The following is a 14,776-nucleotide window of genomic DNA, read 5'->3' as shown; positions in this document are numbered from 1 at the left end:
AGATTGCTAAACAGCGACGAAATGGCCCGAAAAGCGCAGAAACCAGCGAAGCGACCGGTCCGGAAGCGGACGGACACAGGCAGCAAGTCCGCGCCAAAGCGCCGCAACATGCGTGCGGCCGATCGCGAGCGCGCGATCGTGGACGGGGCGATCCGCTTCTTCGCCGAGCATGGCTTCGAGGGCCAGACCCGCGAGCTCGCCAAACGCATGGGCATCACGCATTCGGCGATCTATCGCCACTTCCCGAGCAAGGAGGCGCTGATCGAGCGGGTCTACCAGGAGGTCTATCTCAGCCGCTGGTCGCCGGATTGGGGGCCGATGATCCGCGACCGAACCTTGCCGCTCGAGGCGCGGCTGACGCGCTTCTATCTCGACTATGTCGAACGCGTGTTCGAGTACAATTGGGTGCGGATCTTCGTCTTCTCCGGCATGAAGTCGTTCGGCATCACCGGCCGTTATCTCGACATTGTCCGCCGCGAGATCATCGAGCCCGCGGCGGCCGAGCTGCGCCACGATCTGAAGCTGCCCGACGCGAAATCCCATCCGCTCAGCGAACGCGAGACCGAGCTGTTCTGGGGCCTGCACGGCCGCATCTTCTATCTCGCCATCCGCAAGTTCATCTACGAGACGCCGATCCCGCCCGATCTCGACGCGATCGTCCGCGACGCCGTCCAGACCTTCATGGACGGCGCGAAGATGACGATGCCGAAGCTGCTGGTGAGCGGCTAGTTACCTCGCGAGGCTCGGCAGATCGAGCCCCTTGTCGCGGGCACAATCGATCGCGGTCTCATAGCCCGCATCAGCGTGGCGCATGACGCCGCTGGCGGGATCATTCCACAGCACGCGCTCAATGCGCTTCGCGGCTTCCGGCGTGCCGTCGGCGACGATCACCATGCCGGCATGCTGCGAGTAGCCGATGCCGACGCCGCCGCCATGGTGCAGCGAGACCCAGGTCGCGCCGCTGGCGCAATTGAGCAGTGCGTTGAGCAGCGGCCAGTCGGACACAGCGTCCGATCCGTCCTTCATCGCCTCGGTCTCGCGGTTGGGGCTCGCCACCGAGCCGCTGTCGAGATGATCGCGGCCGATCACGATCGGCGCCTTCAATTCGCCACGTGCCACCATCTCGTTGAAGGCAAGGCCCAGGCGATCTCGGTCGCCGAGGCCGACCCAACAGATCCGCGCCGGGAGGCCCTGGAACTTGATGCGTTCCCTGGCCATGTCGAGCCAGTTGTGCAGATGCTTGTCGTCAGGCATCAGCTCCTTGACCTTCGCATCGGTCTTGAAGATGTCCTCGGGATCGCCCGACAGCGCAGCCCAGCGGAACGGCCCCACACCGCGGCAGAACAAGGGACGGATATAGGCGGGAACGAAGCCCGGGAAATCGAAGGCGTTCTTCAGGCCCATGTCCTGCGCCATCTGGCGAATGTTGTTGCCGTAGTCGAGCGTCGGAATGCCTTGCGCATGGAAATCCAGCATGGCCTGGACGTGCTCGACCATCGACGATTTTGAGGCGCGCTCGACCGCCTTCGGATCGGAGGCGCGCTTGGCTTCCCAATCGGCGAGCGTCCAGCCCTTTGGCAAGTAGCCGTTGATCGGATCGTGCGCGCTGGTCTGGTCGGTCACGATGTCGGGCTTGACGCCGCGGCGCACGAGTTCGGGGAAAATCTCGGCGGCATTCCCGAGCAGGCCCACCGATACCGCCTTCTTCGTCTTTGCGGCCTCTTCCATGATCGCCAGCGCCTCGTCGAGCGTCGCGGCCTGCCGATCGAGGTAGCCGGTACGCAGTCGCATCTCGATGCGGCTCGGCTGGCATTCGACCGCGAGCATCGAGGCGCCCGCCATCGTCGCGGCCAGCGGCTGCGCGCCGCCCATGCCGCCGAGGCCGGCGGTGAGAATCCATCTTCCTGCGAGGCTGCCGCCATAGTGGCGCCGGCCGACCTCGACGAAGGTCTCGTAGGTGCCCTGCACGATGCCCTGGCTGCCGATATAGATCCAGGAACCTGCGGTCATCTGGCCGTACATCATCAGGCCCTTGCGATCGAGCTCGTTGAAATGATCGAGCGTCGCCCAATGCGGCACGATGTTGGAGTTCGCAATCAGGACGCGCGGGGCATCGGCATGGGTACGGAACACGCCGACCGGCTTGCCGGACTGGACCAGCAGTGTCTCGTCATTCTCGAGCTTGCGCAAGGCCGCCGTGATGCGGTCAAAGCTCTCCCAGTCGCGCGCGGCGCGGCCAATGCCGCCATAGACGACGAGCTCGCTCGGACGCTCCGCGACATCAGGATCGAGATTGTTCATCAGCATGCGCAGGGGCGCTTCCGTCAGCCAGCTCTTGGCGCTGATGTCGCTGCCGCGGGGGGCGCGGATGGTGCGGTCATTGTCCAGTCGGCGGTTCATGCGGAGCACCTCTTTAGTCAAGTCTCGGGAACGGATCGGTTGGAAGCGCCGCGATCGCCAGGGCCGGTAGCGCATCGGCTTCGATCAACGCAGCCGCCCTGGCGAGATCGCCGGCCATGTAGCGGTCGGCGGCGAGCGCGCGCACATGCTCGCGAAGCGCAGCGATGACGGCAACGAGTGGGGCGCTGGTCGCATGCGGCGCGCGCAGCGTGATTCCCTGCGCGGCAACCAGAAGCTCGATGCCGAGGATGGCGGCGAGATTGTCGGCCATATCCGAGAGGCGACGCGCGGCGTGCGCGGCCATCGAAACATGGTCTTCCTGGTTGGCGCTGGTCGGAGTCGAGTCGATCGAGCAGGCAGCCGCACGCTGCTTGTTCTCGGCGTACAGTGCGGCAGCCGTGACCTCGGCGATCATGAAGCCGGAATTGATGCCGGGGTCGGGCGTCAGAAACGGCGGCAGACCGAAATTGAGCGCGGGATCGACCAGCGTCGCGATGCGCCGCTCGCTGATCGCACCGATTTCCGACAGCGCCAGCGCGATCGTATCGGCGGCAAAGGCGACCGGCTCGGCGTGGAAGTTGCCGCCGGAGACGATCTCGCCGGTCTCGACCAGAACGAGCGGATTGTCGGTGACGGCATTGGCCTCGACGATCAGCGTGCGCGCGGCCTGCGTGAGCAGGTCGAGCGCAGCCCCCGCGACCTGCGGCTGGCACCGCAGGCAATAGGGATCCTGCACGCGCTCGTCACCTTCGAGATGCGACAACCTGATATCGCTGCCGTCGAGCAACGCGGTCAACGTCGCGGCGGCAGCCATCTGTCCGGCGTGACCGCGCAACGCCTGAATCTCGGGGCGGAACGGCGCCGTCGAGGCCATTGCCGCATCGACCGACAGCGCGCCGGTGACGAGCGCGGCGCGAGCCAGGCGAAACGCGCGCAGCACGCCGGAGATAGCGTAGGCGGTCGAGAACTGCGTGCCGTTGATCAGCGCGAGCCCCTCCTTGGGGCCCAGCGTCAGCGGCGCAAGGCCGGCGACGGCGAGTGCCTCACGGCCGGAGACAGTCTTGCCATCGACGATCGCCTGCCCCTCGCCGATCATCACCGCCGTCATGTGCGCGAGCGGCGCAAGATCGCCGGAGGCGCCGACCGAGCCCTGCTGCGGCACCAGCGGATAGACGTCCTGCGCCAGCATGGCCTGCAACTGCTCGATCACCTCGCGGCGGACGCCGGAGGCACCACGCCCAAGCGAAACGATCTTCAGCGCCATCATCAACCGGACGATCGGCTCCGGCGTGGCCGGGCCGACGCCGCAGCAATGCGAGACGATGAGATTGCGCTGGAGCAGCGCGGTCTGGTCGGGCGGAATGCGCTTCGAGGCCAGTTTTCCAAAACCGGTATTGATGCCGTAGACCGGCGCGGCGGCGTGTGCTGCCTTTGCGACGATCTCAGCGGCCGCCTCGACGCGCGGCCAGAATGACGGATCGAGTACGACGGATTGTCCCTTGAGCACGCGCGCGAGATCGTCGAGGCTGACCGTTCCCGGCTTGACGACGATCGCTGGGCCCTGCTCCGTCACTGTCCCCTCCACACCCGGCGGCGCAGCGGATTGAAGCCGATGCGGTAGACGAGCTCGGCGGGCCGCTCGATGTCCCAGATCGCGAGATCGCACCACTTCCCGGCTTCCAGCGTGCCGGTTTCACTGAGCACGCCGAGCGCACGCGCGCCTTCGCGGGTAACACCAGCGAGGCATTCAGCCACCGTCATCCGGAACAGCGTCGCGCCCATGTTCATCGTGAGCAGGAGCGATGTCAGCGGCGAGCTGCCGGGATTGCAGTCGGTCGCGAGCGCCATGTGGACGCCGTGCCTGCGGAACGCCTCGACCGGCGGCTTCTGCGTCTCGCGGATGAAATAGAAGGCGCCGGGCAGCAGCACGGCGACAGTTCCGGCCTTCGCCATTGCGGCGGCGCCGGCCTCGTCGGTGTGCTCGAGATGATCGGCGGAGAGCGCCGAGAATTTTGCGGCTAGCGCAGCGCCGCCGAGGTTCGACAGCTGGTCGGCATGGAGCTTGACCGGCAGCCCAAGCCCCCTCGCCGTCTCGAACACCCGCGCGGTCTGCCCGGCCGAGAACGCGATACCTTCCATGAAGGCATCGACGGCATCGGCAAGACCGGCCTTTGCGACGGCCGGCAGCATCTCATGACACACGAGATCGATGTAGCGATCCTTGTCACCGCCGGCCTCCACAGGCAGCGCATGCGCCCCGAGAGCGGATGTGCGGATCGCAACCGGTCGTTGACGACCGAGAATGCGCGCCGCTGAGAGCTGCCGCATCTCGGTCTCGGTATCGAGGCCGTAACCGGACTTGATCTCGATGGTGGTGACGCCCTCACCGATCAGCGCATCGAGCCGCGGCAGCGCGCTTGCAACGAGCTCGGCCTCGCTCGCCTTGCGGGTCGCGGCGACTGTCGAGACAATGCCGCCACCGGCGCGCGCGATTTCCTCGTAGCTTGCGCCCTTCAAGCGCAGCTCGAATTCATGCGCGCGGTTGCCGCCGTAGACGAGATGGGTATGGCAATCGACGAGGCCGGGCGTGATCCAGCGCCCCTCGCAATCGATCCGCTTGATCGCATCCGCATCACCAGGGAAATCCGCCGCAGCGCCCGCATAAGCGATATGGCCGCCGCGCGTGGCGATCACGCCATGCTCAATCTCGCCGAGATCGGGACGGTCGGCCCGCATCGTGGCGAGCCGGGCGTTGTGCCAGATCCGGTCGAAGCGCTCTGCCATGCAATGGTCCCTTCGTGGGATGCTTGACTTATATGTCTAGACATATAATCGTGGGGCGGTTCTGTCCAGCCGGCGTGTAATCATGACCCGACTGCATTTCGCCTCCGCGCTCCTGCCTTCGGGCTGGGCCAATGACGTGCAGATGGTGATCACCGCCGGCGCGATCGCCGAGGTGACGCCGGGCGTGGCGCCGGCCGCCGGCGACGAGCGTCATGGAATTGCGCTTCCGGGGTTGGCGACCCTGCACAGCCACGCATTCCAGCGCGGCATGGCGGGGCTGGCCGAACTGCGCGGCGATAGCACCGATACGTTCTGGACCTGGCGCGACACGATGTATCGCTTCGCGCTGACGATGACGCCGGACGATGTCGCCGCCGTTGCGACGCTGCTGTATGTCGAGATGCTCGAACAGGGCTTTACCCGCGTCGGCGAATTCCACTACCTCCACCACGATCGCGACGGCTCCCCTTATGCCGACCTCGCGGAAATGGCTGCCCGCATTGCACAGGCCGCCGAAGCTTCCGGCATTGCGCTGACGCTGCTGCCGAGTTTTTATGCGCATGGCTCCTTCGGCGGCGCCGCACCGCATGCTGGACAACGCCGCTTCATCTGTTCGGTCGATCAGTTCGCCGCGCTGATGGCAGCATCGCGCAAGGCGATCAGCAGATTGCCGGGCGCCAATATCGGCATCGCGCCGCACAGCCTGCGTGCGGTGACGCCGGACGAGCTCGCGGCGATCATTCCGCTCGCCGATGGCGGGCCGGTGCATATCCATGCCGCCGAGCAGGTGAAGGAAGTCGAGGATTGCCTGGCCTGGTCGGGACGACGGCCGGTGCAATGGCTGCTGGAGCACGCGCCGCTCGATCAACGCTGGTGCCTCATCCACGCGACCCATACGACGGATGAGGAAGTCACCGCGTTCGCAAAGACCGGTGCGGTGGCGGGTCTCTGCCCCATCACCGAGGCCAGTCTCGGCGACGGCATCTTTCCCGCGCGCGAATTCGTCGGTGCTGGCGGCGCGTTCGGTGTGGGCACCGACTCCAACGTGCTGGTCGGCGCAGCCGACGAGCTGCGCCAGCTCGAATATGGCCAGCGTCTCAAGCATCGCGAGCGCAACGTGCTCTCCGGCGGCGCAGGCCGCTCGACGGGACGTACGCTGTTCGATCATGCGCTCGCCGGCGGTGCACGCGCGCTGGCACAGGCGGCGGCTGGCCTCGGGCCCGGCGCACGCGCCGACATCGTCACGCTCGACACCGCACATCCGTCGCTCGCGGGACGTTTGCGCGACGCCGCCATCGACGGTTGGATTTTTTCCGGAGGGACCGGCGCGATCGATTGCGTCTGGGCCGGCGGCCACAAGGTCGTCGAAGGCGGACGACACAGACTGCGACAGACCGCGCGCGAACGCTTCAACGCGGCGATGCGGAGGCTTGTCGTATGAGCCTGGCCACCGATGCCGCCGACCAGCCGACGCTCTACAAGCGCATCCGCGCCGATATCGAGAAGCGCATCCTGACCGGCGAATGGCCGCCCGGGCATCGCATCCCGTTCGAGCACGAATTGGTCGCACGTTACGGCTGCTCGCGCATGACGGTGAACAAGGCGCTGTCGGAGCTCGCGCAGGCAGACCTGATCGAACGGCGGCGGCGCGCCGGCTCCTTCGTACGCCGGCCGCAGCATCTGTCGGCGGTGCTGAAGATCGCAGACATTCGCGCCGAGATCACCGCGCTTGGCCGCGGCTACGGCTACGAGCTGATCGGGCGCAAGCTGCGTGCGGCGACCGCCGCCGACCGCGAGCGTCTTGGTGTCAAGAAGGCCGGCAAGGTCGTTGCGATCACCTGCCGGCACAGCGCCGACAAGGTGCCGTTTGCCGTCGAGGACCGACTGATCGATCTATCCTCCGTGCCGGATGCAGCGACCGCGGATTTCTCGCGCGAGCCGCCCGGCTCGTGGCTGCTTCATCATGTCCCATGGACGGAAGCCGAGCATACGATCAGCGCCATCGTTGCGGACGATCGCACGGCGGAGGCGCTCGACATCGCCGTCGGCGCGCCTTGCCTCGTGATCGACCGTTATACCTGGCGCAGCGCGCGCACCATCACCGCAGTGCGCCTGCTCTATCCCGGTGACTCTCACCGCCTTGTCGCCCGATTCAAGGGAGGCTGAGAGAACGATGTCGGCACAAATCGTGCAACGCTTCGGGCAACGGTCCATCAGGACCGAATGATCAACAGGACGTCAAACCATCGATCGGCAAGAGGACGACAATCATGCGTAGTTCAAAGGTATTTGCGACAATCATTGCCCTTACGGCCTCCACTCCCGCGCTCGCCGACGACGTCAAGGTCGGCATCGGCATCTCCGGATGGACCGGCTTCGCGCCGCTCACGCTGGCGAAGGAGGCCGGCATCTTCAAGAAGAACGGTCTTGACGTGACGATCAAGAAGATCCCGCAGAAGGACCGCCACCTCGCGATCGCCTCCGGCGACGTCCAGTGCGCTGCCACGACCGTCGAGACCTGGATCTCGTGGAACGCCAATGGCGTTGCGACCAAACAGATCTTCCAGCTCGACAAGAGCTACGGTGCCGACGGCATGGCCGTGCGCAACGATCTCGCATCGATCAAGGACCTCAAGGGCAAGACCGTCGCGGCTTCCGCGCCCGGCACCTCGCCCTATTTCGCGCTGGCTTGGATGCTGAAGAAGAACGGGCTCTCGGTGAAGGACGTCACCGTCGTGAACCTCGAGCCCGCGGCGGCCGCGCAGGCCTTCGTCTCCGGCCAGAACGACGCCGCCATGACCTATGAGCCGTATCTGTCGACGGTTCGGGCCGCGCCCGACAAGGGCAAGATCATCGCGACCACGCTCGACTATCCGATGGTCATGGACACCTTTGGCTGCACGCCGAAGTTCCTCACCGAGAACCCGAAGGCTGCCAAGGCGCTCGCCGACAGCTATTTCGAGGCGCTCGACATGATCGCCAAGGACCAGGCCAAGGCCTATGAGATCATGGGTGCCGACGTGAAGCAGACCGGCGAGGCGTTCGGCAACTCGGCAAAGTATCTGCGCTGGCAGGACAAGGCCGCGAACCAGAAGTTCTTTGCCGGCGATTTCCTGACCTTCAACAAGGACGCCGCCGACCTCCTGCTCGAGATCGGCATCATCAAGGCCGCGCCGAAGGTCGAGGACCTCTTCGACGCGAGCTACATCAAGTAAACCCTTGAGGAGCTGCCGGCCCCGTCTCGCGGCGGGGCCGGAAACTCGTTCACCGCCCGGATAGATCGTTGATGCGTCCCCTGGATCCCGTGACATCGAAGCAGCGCGTGGCTTACGGCCTCGCGTTCTTCGTGCTGTTCGTCGCCCTCTGGTCGTGGGCAACGCTCGGCGGCCATGTGTCGAAGACCTTTCTCGCCAACCCGCTGACCATGATGCAGGAAGGCTATGACCTGCTCGCCAAGCAAGGCTTCCTGTTCGACATCGGCATGACGATCTGGCGCGTCGTCGGCGGATTCGCGCTCGCTGCGATCATCGCGGTTCCGCTCGGCGTGCTGATGGGCGCCTACAAGCCGGTTGAAGCGTTCCTCGAACCGTTCGTCTCCTTTGCTCGCTATTTGCCTGCCTCGGCCTTTATCCCGCTGTTGATCCTGTGGGCCGGCATCGGCGAATTGCAGAAGCTGCTCGTCATCTTCATCGGCGCGGTGTTCCAGATCACCCTGATGATCGCCGTAACCGTGGGCACCACGCGGCGCGATCTGGTCGAGGCGGCCTATACGCTCGGGGCCAGCGACCGCGGCATCATCCGCCGGGTGCTGCTGCCCTCCTCCGCACCCGAGATCGCGGAGATTCTGCGGCTGGTGCTGGGCTGGGCCTGGACCTATGTCATCGTCGCCGAGCTGATTGGCTCGTCATCGGGCATCGGCCACATGATCACCGACAGCCAGGCGCTGCTCAACACCGGCCAGATCATCTTCGGCATCATCGTGATCGGACTGATCGGTCTCCTCTCGGACTTCATGTTCAAGGCGTTCAACGCCTGGCTGTTTCCGTGGAGGCTCGCATGACCACGCTGAAGATCGAACAGGTCTCGCGAACCTTCCCCGCGCGCCACGGCAACGCACCGACCAGGGCGCTGGAGCCGACCGACCTCACCATCGGCAACAACGATTTCGTCACCATCCTCGGCCCCTCCGGCTGCGGCAAGTCCACGCTGCTTCGCATCGTCGCCGGTCTCGACCGGCCGACCAGCGGGCGCGTCACGCTCGACGGGCGCGAGGTGACCGGCCCCGGAGCCGATCGCGGCATGGTGTTCCAGTCCTACACACTGTTTCCCTGGTTGAGCGTGCGCGAGAACATCGCCTTCGGCCTGCGCGAGCGCGGCGTGCCCGAGGCGGAGCGCAACAAGATCGCCGATGCCTTCATCCGCCAGGTCGGGTTGTCCGGCTTCGAGAACCACTGGCCGAAGCAGCTCTCCGGCGGCATGCAGCAGCGCACCGCGATCGCCCGCGCGCTCGCCAACGATCCAAAGATTCTGCTGCTCGACGAGCCCTTCGGCGCGCTCGACAACCAGACCCGCGCCTTGATGCAGGAAATGCTGCTCGGAATCTGGGAGCGCGACCAGAAGACCGTGCTGTTCGTCACCCACGACATCGAGGAAGCCATCTTCCTCGGCAGCCGCGTCATCGTGATGAGCGCGCGCCCCGGCCGCATCAAGGCCGAGATCAATGTGGACCTGCCGCATCCGCGCTCCTACAAGATCAAGACCACGCCCGAATTCGTCCAGCTGAAGGAACGGCTGGTCGAGGAGATCCGCACCGAGGCGCTGAAGGTTGCCGAACATGCCTGACACCAAGCCGCGTGCCGATGGGCAACGCGTTCTCGCCGATCTCAATGCGCTCCGTGCCATCGGCGTCTACAAGACCGGCGTGCACAAGCCGACCTTCTCCGAGCCGCACAAGAAGTCGCTCGACTGGCTGGTGCAGAAGCTGCCCGACGCCGGCCTTACCGCCGCGATCGACGGCATCGGCAATGTGTTCGGCAGCAGCGCGAAGCAGGGGCCGAAGCTGCTGGCGGGCTCGCACCTGGAGAGCCAGAACTACGCCGGCTGGCTCGATGGCCCTCTCGGCGTCGTCTATGCGCTCGAAGCGGCCCGCGTGCTCAATGCCGACCCGTCCGTGAAGGGTGCGGTCGAAGTTGCCGCCTGGTGCGACGAGGAAGGACACTTTGGGCATTTCCTCGGCTCCCGCTCCTATGTCGGACAGGTGACCGAGGCCGACATCGATGCCGCCCGCGACCGCACCAGCGGCCGCACCATGCGCGACGCACTCGCCGACATGGGGCTCTCGGGCCGCGCACGCGTCGCTGCCGAGCCGGGACGCCACGTCGGATATCTGGAGGCGCATATCGAGCAGGGCGACACGCTCGAAAGCGGCAAGCTTTCGATCGGCGTGGTGACCTCCATCGTCGGCATCTGGCAGTACCAGATCAATTTCGTCGGCGAGCAGAACCATGCCGGCACCACCCGCATGGCGGCGCGGAAAGACGCCGGCCTCGCGCTGGCCAAGTTCTGCGTCGCGATCGACGAGCGGTTCCCGGGCGCCTGTGGCCCGCGCACGGTCTGGACCACCGGCCGCATGACGCTCGATCCCGGCGCGCCGAGCATCATTCCGGGCAAGGCCGAATTGCTGTTCCAGATCCGCGACGACGATCCGGCTGTGATCTCGCGGCTGGAGCAATTGCTGCGGACCATGGCTGACGAGGCCAGCGCGAAGGGCCCTTGCGCCGTCACCGTGGAGAAGCTGCGCACCGGTGCTCCCGCCATGATGAATCCCGGCATTCAGGACGCAATCGAGGCCGCGAGCAAGGCCCTGGCCGGTGGACGGTCCGTCCGCATGCCCAGCGGCGCCGGCCACGACGCGCAGTTGCTTGCGACCGTCATGCCCGCAGGCATGCTGTTCGTGCCGTCGATCGGCGGCATCAGCCACCACTGGACCGAGAACACCGCCGACGCCGACATCGTCACGGGCGCGCAGGTCTTCGTCGACGCCTGCCGGCGGCTCCTCGGTGGTTAGAACGACGTGCCGCCGCATCTGAACTCCTGGACGATGTCGTACTTGCCCTTCGTGATCGGCACGGCATAGCCGAAGCGCAGCGTTCAACCACACCCGCCTCTGGAATGCTGGGGTCGTCCGCCTTCGCGGGCGATGACAGCGCGTGTTGCAGACACACCTTCGCGCTCTCGCGGCGCATCTCGCCCGAGCTTTGCTTCGTCGTTCCACCCTCGAAGCCAAGAGGGCGCAGGGAAGGCCGGGTGCTGACCTCGCACCCGCGGCCCGCTGCGCGAAAGGTAGCGCAAGGAAACCGCACAGCAGCATACAGGTGGTGCCAATCACTCGGCCTTCCCTGCGCAGGGAAGAATTAATGAGCAAAAAATGTAGCTAAATCAATTCCATGTGGTTGTTGTGTTTACATTTGTGTCGCGATCCGGTGACGGTTCGGCCGCGAAAATATATATGAATGCCTATGAACCCCTGTGGATGGCGGTGAAGGCTGGCGGCGGTCGCTCCCACCAGTGCACTGAGTGATTTTGCGCGTCTCGGGCAATCAGGGTTATGCACGCCAGAGGGCTTTTGGTTCCGCTAAGTCATTAATGGATATAAACAATTTGAAGATGTGATCCGAAGCGAGTGTTGCAGCTCGGCTACAGCAACCACGGGGCGAACGAACTACTGTTGATTCGTCGGGCGGGGCTTATCGCCCTATCGAACTGCTTTCTGAGGAGATTACTTGTATGAAAAAATTTCTGGTTGCTGCGGTCGGGATGATGGCCGTTGGATTGTCCGCTCCGGCGTCGGCGGCTGACTTGGCGGCGCGTCCGTACACCAAGGCACCGCCTCCGATCGTGGCACCGATCTACGACTGGACCGGCTTCTACATCGGCGGCAATGGTGGCTGGGCGCAGAACCACAACTGCGTGGATTTCCTTGACGCGGCCGGCGTAGCCGTAGCTTCCGGCTGCCGCGATCGGTCCGGTGGCGTCATCGGCGGCCAGCTCGGTTATCGCTGGCAGGCCAGCCAGTGGGTGTTTGGCCTGGAAGCCCAGGGCGATTGGGCGGATCTCAGCAACCAGCGCGTCAGCCTGATCGATGCTTCGCTCTCCACTCGCACCAAAACCAGTGCCATCGGCCTCTTCACCGGCCAGATCGGCTACGCCTGGAATGCGTCACTGTTCTACGTGAAGGGCGGCGCGGCGGTGACAGACAACCGCTTAAGCGTCATCGATAATGCCTTCGGCACCGAGCTCGCCGCGCAAAGCGCTACCCGCTGGGGTGGTGTCATTGGTGTTGGATACGAGTATGGCTTCACCCCGAATTGGTCGGTGGGCGTCGAATACGACCATTTGTTCATGGGGCACCGGAATAATTCGTTCACGGTCGCTGATCCGCGACTTGCCGCCTTTGTGAACGACCGGATCACGCAGGACGTGGACATGATCACGCTGCGCTTCAATTACCGCTTCGGCGGTTATGGCGCCCCGATCGCAGCGCGTTACTGATTTCCTCCAGCGAACTTAAGCCCCGGCGTCGTCCGGGGCTTTTCTTTATCTCTCGACAACGCGGCGGTCCCGCTTAGGAAAAAGCCGGTAGGACCACTCAGGCGGTGCAGACGCCGATAACGCCGAGCATCTGCCTCATTGAGGATCAAGATCGCGATTTGCATGGCGCGGGAAAGCCTGTCCATAAGGGCAATTGAAAGGCGCCGCAAGGTCATCGATGGTCGATGCGCGTTCGAGCCTCAGCCCGAGGCCTGGCCTTAACAACCTCCAAGCCCCGGCCTGCCCCAAACCCAAGGCCGGGGTTTTTTCTCGGCTGCGCCAGGCCCTCGCCAGTGTCCTCTGAGCCAGGCGATCGCCTCATCGAGGCTGTCGGCGCACAGCGCCGGGCCAGGCGCGCCGGCATCACCGGCGGCTCACACCAGGCCGACGCCGAGGACCGGCGGGTGCTCGACAGATTGTTGGCGGACGCCCTCACTGCGGAGCGAAATACCCTCAACGAAGGGACCAATGTCAGCTACAAAGAGAAGGAAAACCGAGGCAAGTCCTCTGCGGAAAATCTAAGAATGGCTAGCAATCAGGCCCCGCTTTTACTTTACCCCGCCGAGTTTCGGTCGCTCCGTTCATAAAGAAGATGGCGCTAGACACGACCGATGCACACGCTACGTTAGTCCGATAGTTTGGTAGTCGCGTACTGGTGGCGGACGTGAGCTTTCAGATGTCGATACTCAAAATCCTCGCCGGCCAGCCCGATGGCCGGGCCAGTCTTGACGTCGTCAAGCAACACCTGGCTCTTTTCTACACCAGCGGACCCGAGTGGACCGGTCGCATGAAGCTTCTGGCTGCGCGGGCACCAGACCTCGATATCTTCGGCCAAAAGCTGATCGCGCGCGAGCCAGGCGAGTGGCGTATCACGGACGCGGGCCGGGACTTGCTCTCGGCGGTTGAGCAGCCACCTACGACCGTATCTAAAGATCTTACGCTCGGCGAGCTGATCGAGAATCTGCCGGCCAGCGAGTTTGCCTCGCCGCCCCCGCCCCCGCAACGTCGTCTAGAAGAGCACAAGCGTCGCCGCGGCATCCAACGCCGGGTCGCACGAACGCGCAGATCGGCATAAGAGCTCCCGACTACCTTATCGCTCCTCGACCAATGGCGCTCATGACGTCGAAGAAAAGCGCGAGCGGGAACCGTGACGAACCTGCCTTCAAAAGATCACCTTCGGTGAGATGCGCGCCTCCGGCGCCCGCGACGTCCTGAACTACACCGCGACTATGGCTGCTGCCAGCATGTCGACGCCAGCGCTGACGGCTGGGTCCTCCAGTTCAACGCCGCCGACTATCTTGGCGCTGCATTGACCGGCGATGGACGTGACATCGAGGCCTGGCAACCCGCAAAGTTACCGTTCTGAAGGACAAAGATTGCCCTCTGCGAGGCCGGCCTCTGGGACGCCGTTACAGACCCAGCACCAGCGTATACGCGAAAGATGCTGAAAGAACGCTCAGCCCAATAATGGCGACTTTGAAAACGAGGTCTGGCGCTGCCACGATGCCCTCCACGAGTTCGCAAATCACTTGAATCTTACGCTTTATTCCGGAGGTTGCAATTCGGCTTCACAACGTCAACGATGCGATCAACGCGAGACCAAACGCGGCTGATGCCCAGACCAGTGATTGGTAAATCCAGTACCGACGGCGATTTCATGACGCGCCTTCCTCGCATGAGGAGGCCGCTCGATAGGCAGCTGCGCCATTGAGCCAGATCAATGAACGTCGTTAATCACATTCTAAAAAGCGCGAAAGAGAGCAGCGCCACCGGCAGCATGCCGACAGCAATGACTGCGATCCGAAGGAGCACTTCCCGCCACATGGGTAATCGTAACGGGCCGCGCCCCAAGGGGGCTGCAGTTCGTGCCAGCTTGACCGAAACAGTAAGAGGAATTCGGCAAAAAGCTGCGCGACTAGAAGGGTCTACGCCCTCGGGAGACCAATGACCGCAGAACGGTCAACAAATATAAGCTCGCGATCACGCCAGCGTCCGACCAAAC

The 14,776-nt window shown here is 64.5% G+C and carries 12 protein-coding genes; 9 read left to right on the top strand and 3 right to left on the bottom strand.

The features are described from left to right. The first annotated feature begins 108 nt into the window (after window positions 1-108). Window positions 109-729: a TetR/AcrR family transcriptional regulator gene (locus AB7531_RS12485; RefSeq protein ID WP_063986202.1), complete on the top strand. Its 621-nt coding sequence runs from the start codon at window positions 109-111 to the stop codon at window positions 727-729. On the opposite strand, the gene hutU is transcribed toward AB7531_RS12485, so the two are convergent. The 3 genes from hutU to hutI are packed head-to-tail and all read right to left on the bottom strand — an operon-like array spanning window position 730 to window position 5,184. After that, on the bottom strand, window positions 730-2,400 hold the full coding sequence (gene hutU / locus AB7531_RS12480) for a urocanate hydratase (RefSeq protein WP_063981938.1): 1,671 nt from the start codon (window positions 2,398-2,400) through the stop codon (window positions 730-732). It lies immediately after the preceding gene. Window positions 2,401-2,413: 13 nt separating this feature from the next. Continuing rightward, entirely contained in the window at window positions 2,414-3,973 is a 1,560-nt protein-coding gene (gene hutH / locus AB7531_RS12475; protein WP_063981937.1) for a histidine ammonia-lyase, read from the bottom strand. Then, complete coding sequence (gene hutI / locus AB7531_RS12470) at window positions 3,970-5,184, bottom strand: imidazolonepropionase (RefSeq protein ID WP_063981936.1); 1,215 nt, start codon at window positions 5,182-5,184, stop codon at window positions 3,970-3,972. The genes hutH and hutI overlap by 4 nt, the downstream gene beginning before the upstream one ends. 82 nt (window positions 5,185-5,266) lie before the next feature. Between hutI and AB7531_RS12465 the strand changes: the two genes are divergently transcribed. The 8 genes from AB7531_RS12465 to AB7531_RS12430 all read left to right on the top strand — a co-directional run bounded on the left by AB7531_RS12465 (window position 5,267) and on the right by AB7531_RS12430 (window position 13,849). Beyond that, the gene (locus tag AB7531_RS12465; protein WP_063981935.1) at window positions 5,267-6,625 is read left to right on the top strand and encodes a formimidoylglutamate deiminase; all 1,359 of its coding nucleotides are present in this window, start codon (window positions 5,267-5,269) and stop codon (window positions 6,623-6,625) included. Then, window positions 6,622-7,350: a histidine utilization repressor gene (gene hutC / locus AB7531_RS12460; protein WP_014493578.1), complete on the top strand. Its 729-nt coding sequence runs from the start codon at window positions 6,622-6,624 to the stop codon at window positions 7,348-7,350. The genes AB7531_RS12465 and hutC overlap by 4 nt, the downstream gene beginning before the upstream one ends. Window positions 7,351-7,454: 104 nt before the next feature. Next, window positions 7,455-8,399, top strand: a complete 945-nt coding sequence (locus tag AB7531_RS12455) for an ABC transporter substrate-binding protein (protein WP_063981934.1) — start codon at window positions 7,455-7,457, stop codon at window positions 8,397-8,399. 71 nt (window positions 8,400-8,470) lie between these two features. Continuing rightward, window positions 8,471-9,244: an ABC transporter permease gene (locus tag AB7531_RS12450; protein WP_063981933.1), complete on the top strand. Its 774-nt coding sequence runs from the start codon at window positions 8,471-8,473 to the stop codon at window positions 9,242-9,244. Further along, a complete protein-coding gene (locus AB7531_RS12445) occupies window positions 9,241-10,026 on the top strand; it encodes an ABC transporter ATP-binding protein (protein ID WP_063981932.1) in 786 nt (261 codons plus the stop codon). Before AB7531_RS12450 ends, AB7531_RS12445 begins: the two co-directional genes overlap by 4 nt. Then, the gene (locus AB7531_RS12440) at window positions 10,019-11,251 is read left to right on the top strand and encodes a Zn-dependent hydrolase (RefSeq protein ID WP_063981931.1); all 1,233 of its coding nucleotides are present in this window, start codon (window positions 10,019-10,021) and stop codon (window positions 11,249-11,251) included. Before AB7531_RS12445 ends, AB7531_RS12440 begins: the two co-directional genes overlap by 8 nt. Window positions 11,252-11,970: 719 nt before the next feature. Then, window positions 11,971-12,735, top strand: a complete 765-nt coding sequence (locus AB7531_RS12435) for an outer membrane protein (protein WP_063981930.1) — start codon at window positions 11,971-11,973, stop codon at window positions 12,733-12,735. 715 nt (window positions 12,736-13,450) lie between these two features. Next, complete coding sequence (locus tag AB7531_RS12430) at window positions 13,451-13,849, top strand: hypothetical protein (protein WP_244623476.1); 399 nt, start codon at window positions 13,451-13,453, stop codon at window positions 13,847-13,849. Window positions 13,850-14,776: the final 927 nt, after the last annotated feature.

The organism is Bradyrhizobium sp. 63_E2_N1_3 (assembly GCF_052076005.1).
GTDB classification, from domain to species: Bacteria; Pseudomonadota; Alphaproteobacteria; order Rhizobiales; family Xanthobacteraceae; genus Bradyrhizobium; species Bradyrhizobium barranii.
The sequence above is the reverse complement of the archived record's forward strand: the minus strand, read 5'-3'. Positions and strand labels throughout refer to the sequence as shown.

Excerpts from the sequence above, each read along its gene's own strand:
- AB7531_RS12485 (WP_063986202.1), top strand. The coding sequence starts at position 109 with ATGCGTGCGGCCGATCGCGAGCGCGCGATCGTGGACGGGGCGATCCGC.
- hutU (WP_063981938.1), bottom strand. The coding sequence starts at position 2,400 with ATGAACCGCCGACTGGACAATGACCGCACCATCCGCGCCCCCCGCGGC.
- hutI (WP_063981936.1), bottom strand. The coding sequence starts at position 5,184 with ATGGCAGAGCGCTTCGACCGGATCTGGCACAACGCCCGGCTCGCCACG.
- AB7531_RS12465 (WP_063981935.1), top strand. The coding sequence starts at position 5,267 with ATGACCCGACTGCATTTCGCCTCCGCGCTCCTGCCTTCGGGCTGGGCC.
- hutC (WP_014493578.1), top strand. The coding sequence starts at position 6,622 with ATGAGCCTGGCCACCGATGCCGCCGACCAGCCGACGCTCTACAAGCGC.
- AB7531_RS12455 (WP_063981934.1), top strand. The coding sequence starts at position 7,455 with ATGCGTAGTTCAAAGGTATTTGCGACAATCATTGCCCTTACGGCCTCC.
- AB7531_RS12450 (WP_063981933.1), top strand. The coding sequence starts at position 8,471 with ATGCGTCCCCTGGATCCCGTGACATCGAAGCAGCGCGTGGCTTACGGC.
- AB7531_RS12445 (WP_063981932.1), top strand. The coding sequence starts at position 9,241 with ATGACCACGCTGAAGATCGAACAGGTCTCGCGAACCTTCCCCGCGCGC.
- AB7531_RS12440 (WP_063981931.1), top strand. The coding sequence starts at position 10,019 with ATGCCTGACACCAAGCCGCGTGCCGATGGGCAACGCGTTCTCGCCGAT.
- AB7531_RS12435 (WP_063981930.1), top strand. The coding sequence starts at position 11,971 with ATGAAAAAATTTCTGGTTGCTGCGGTCGGGATGATGGCCGTTGGATTG.
- AB7531_RS12430 (WP_244623476.1), top strand. The coding sequence starts at position 13,451 with ATGTCGATACTCAAAATCCTCGCCGGCCAGCCCGATGGCCGGGCCAGT.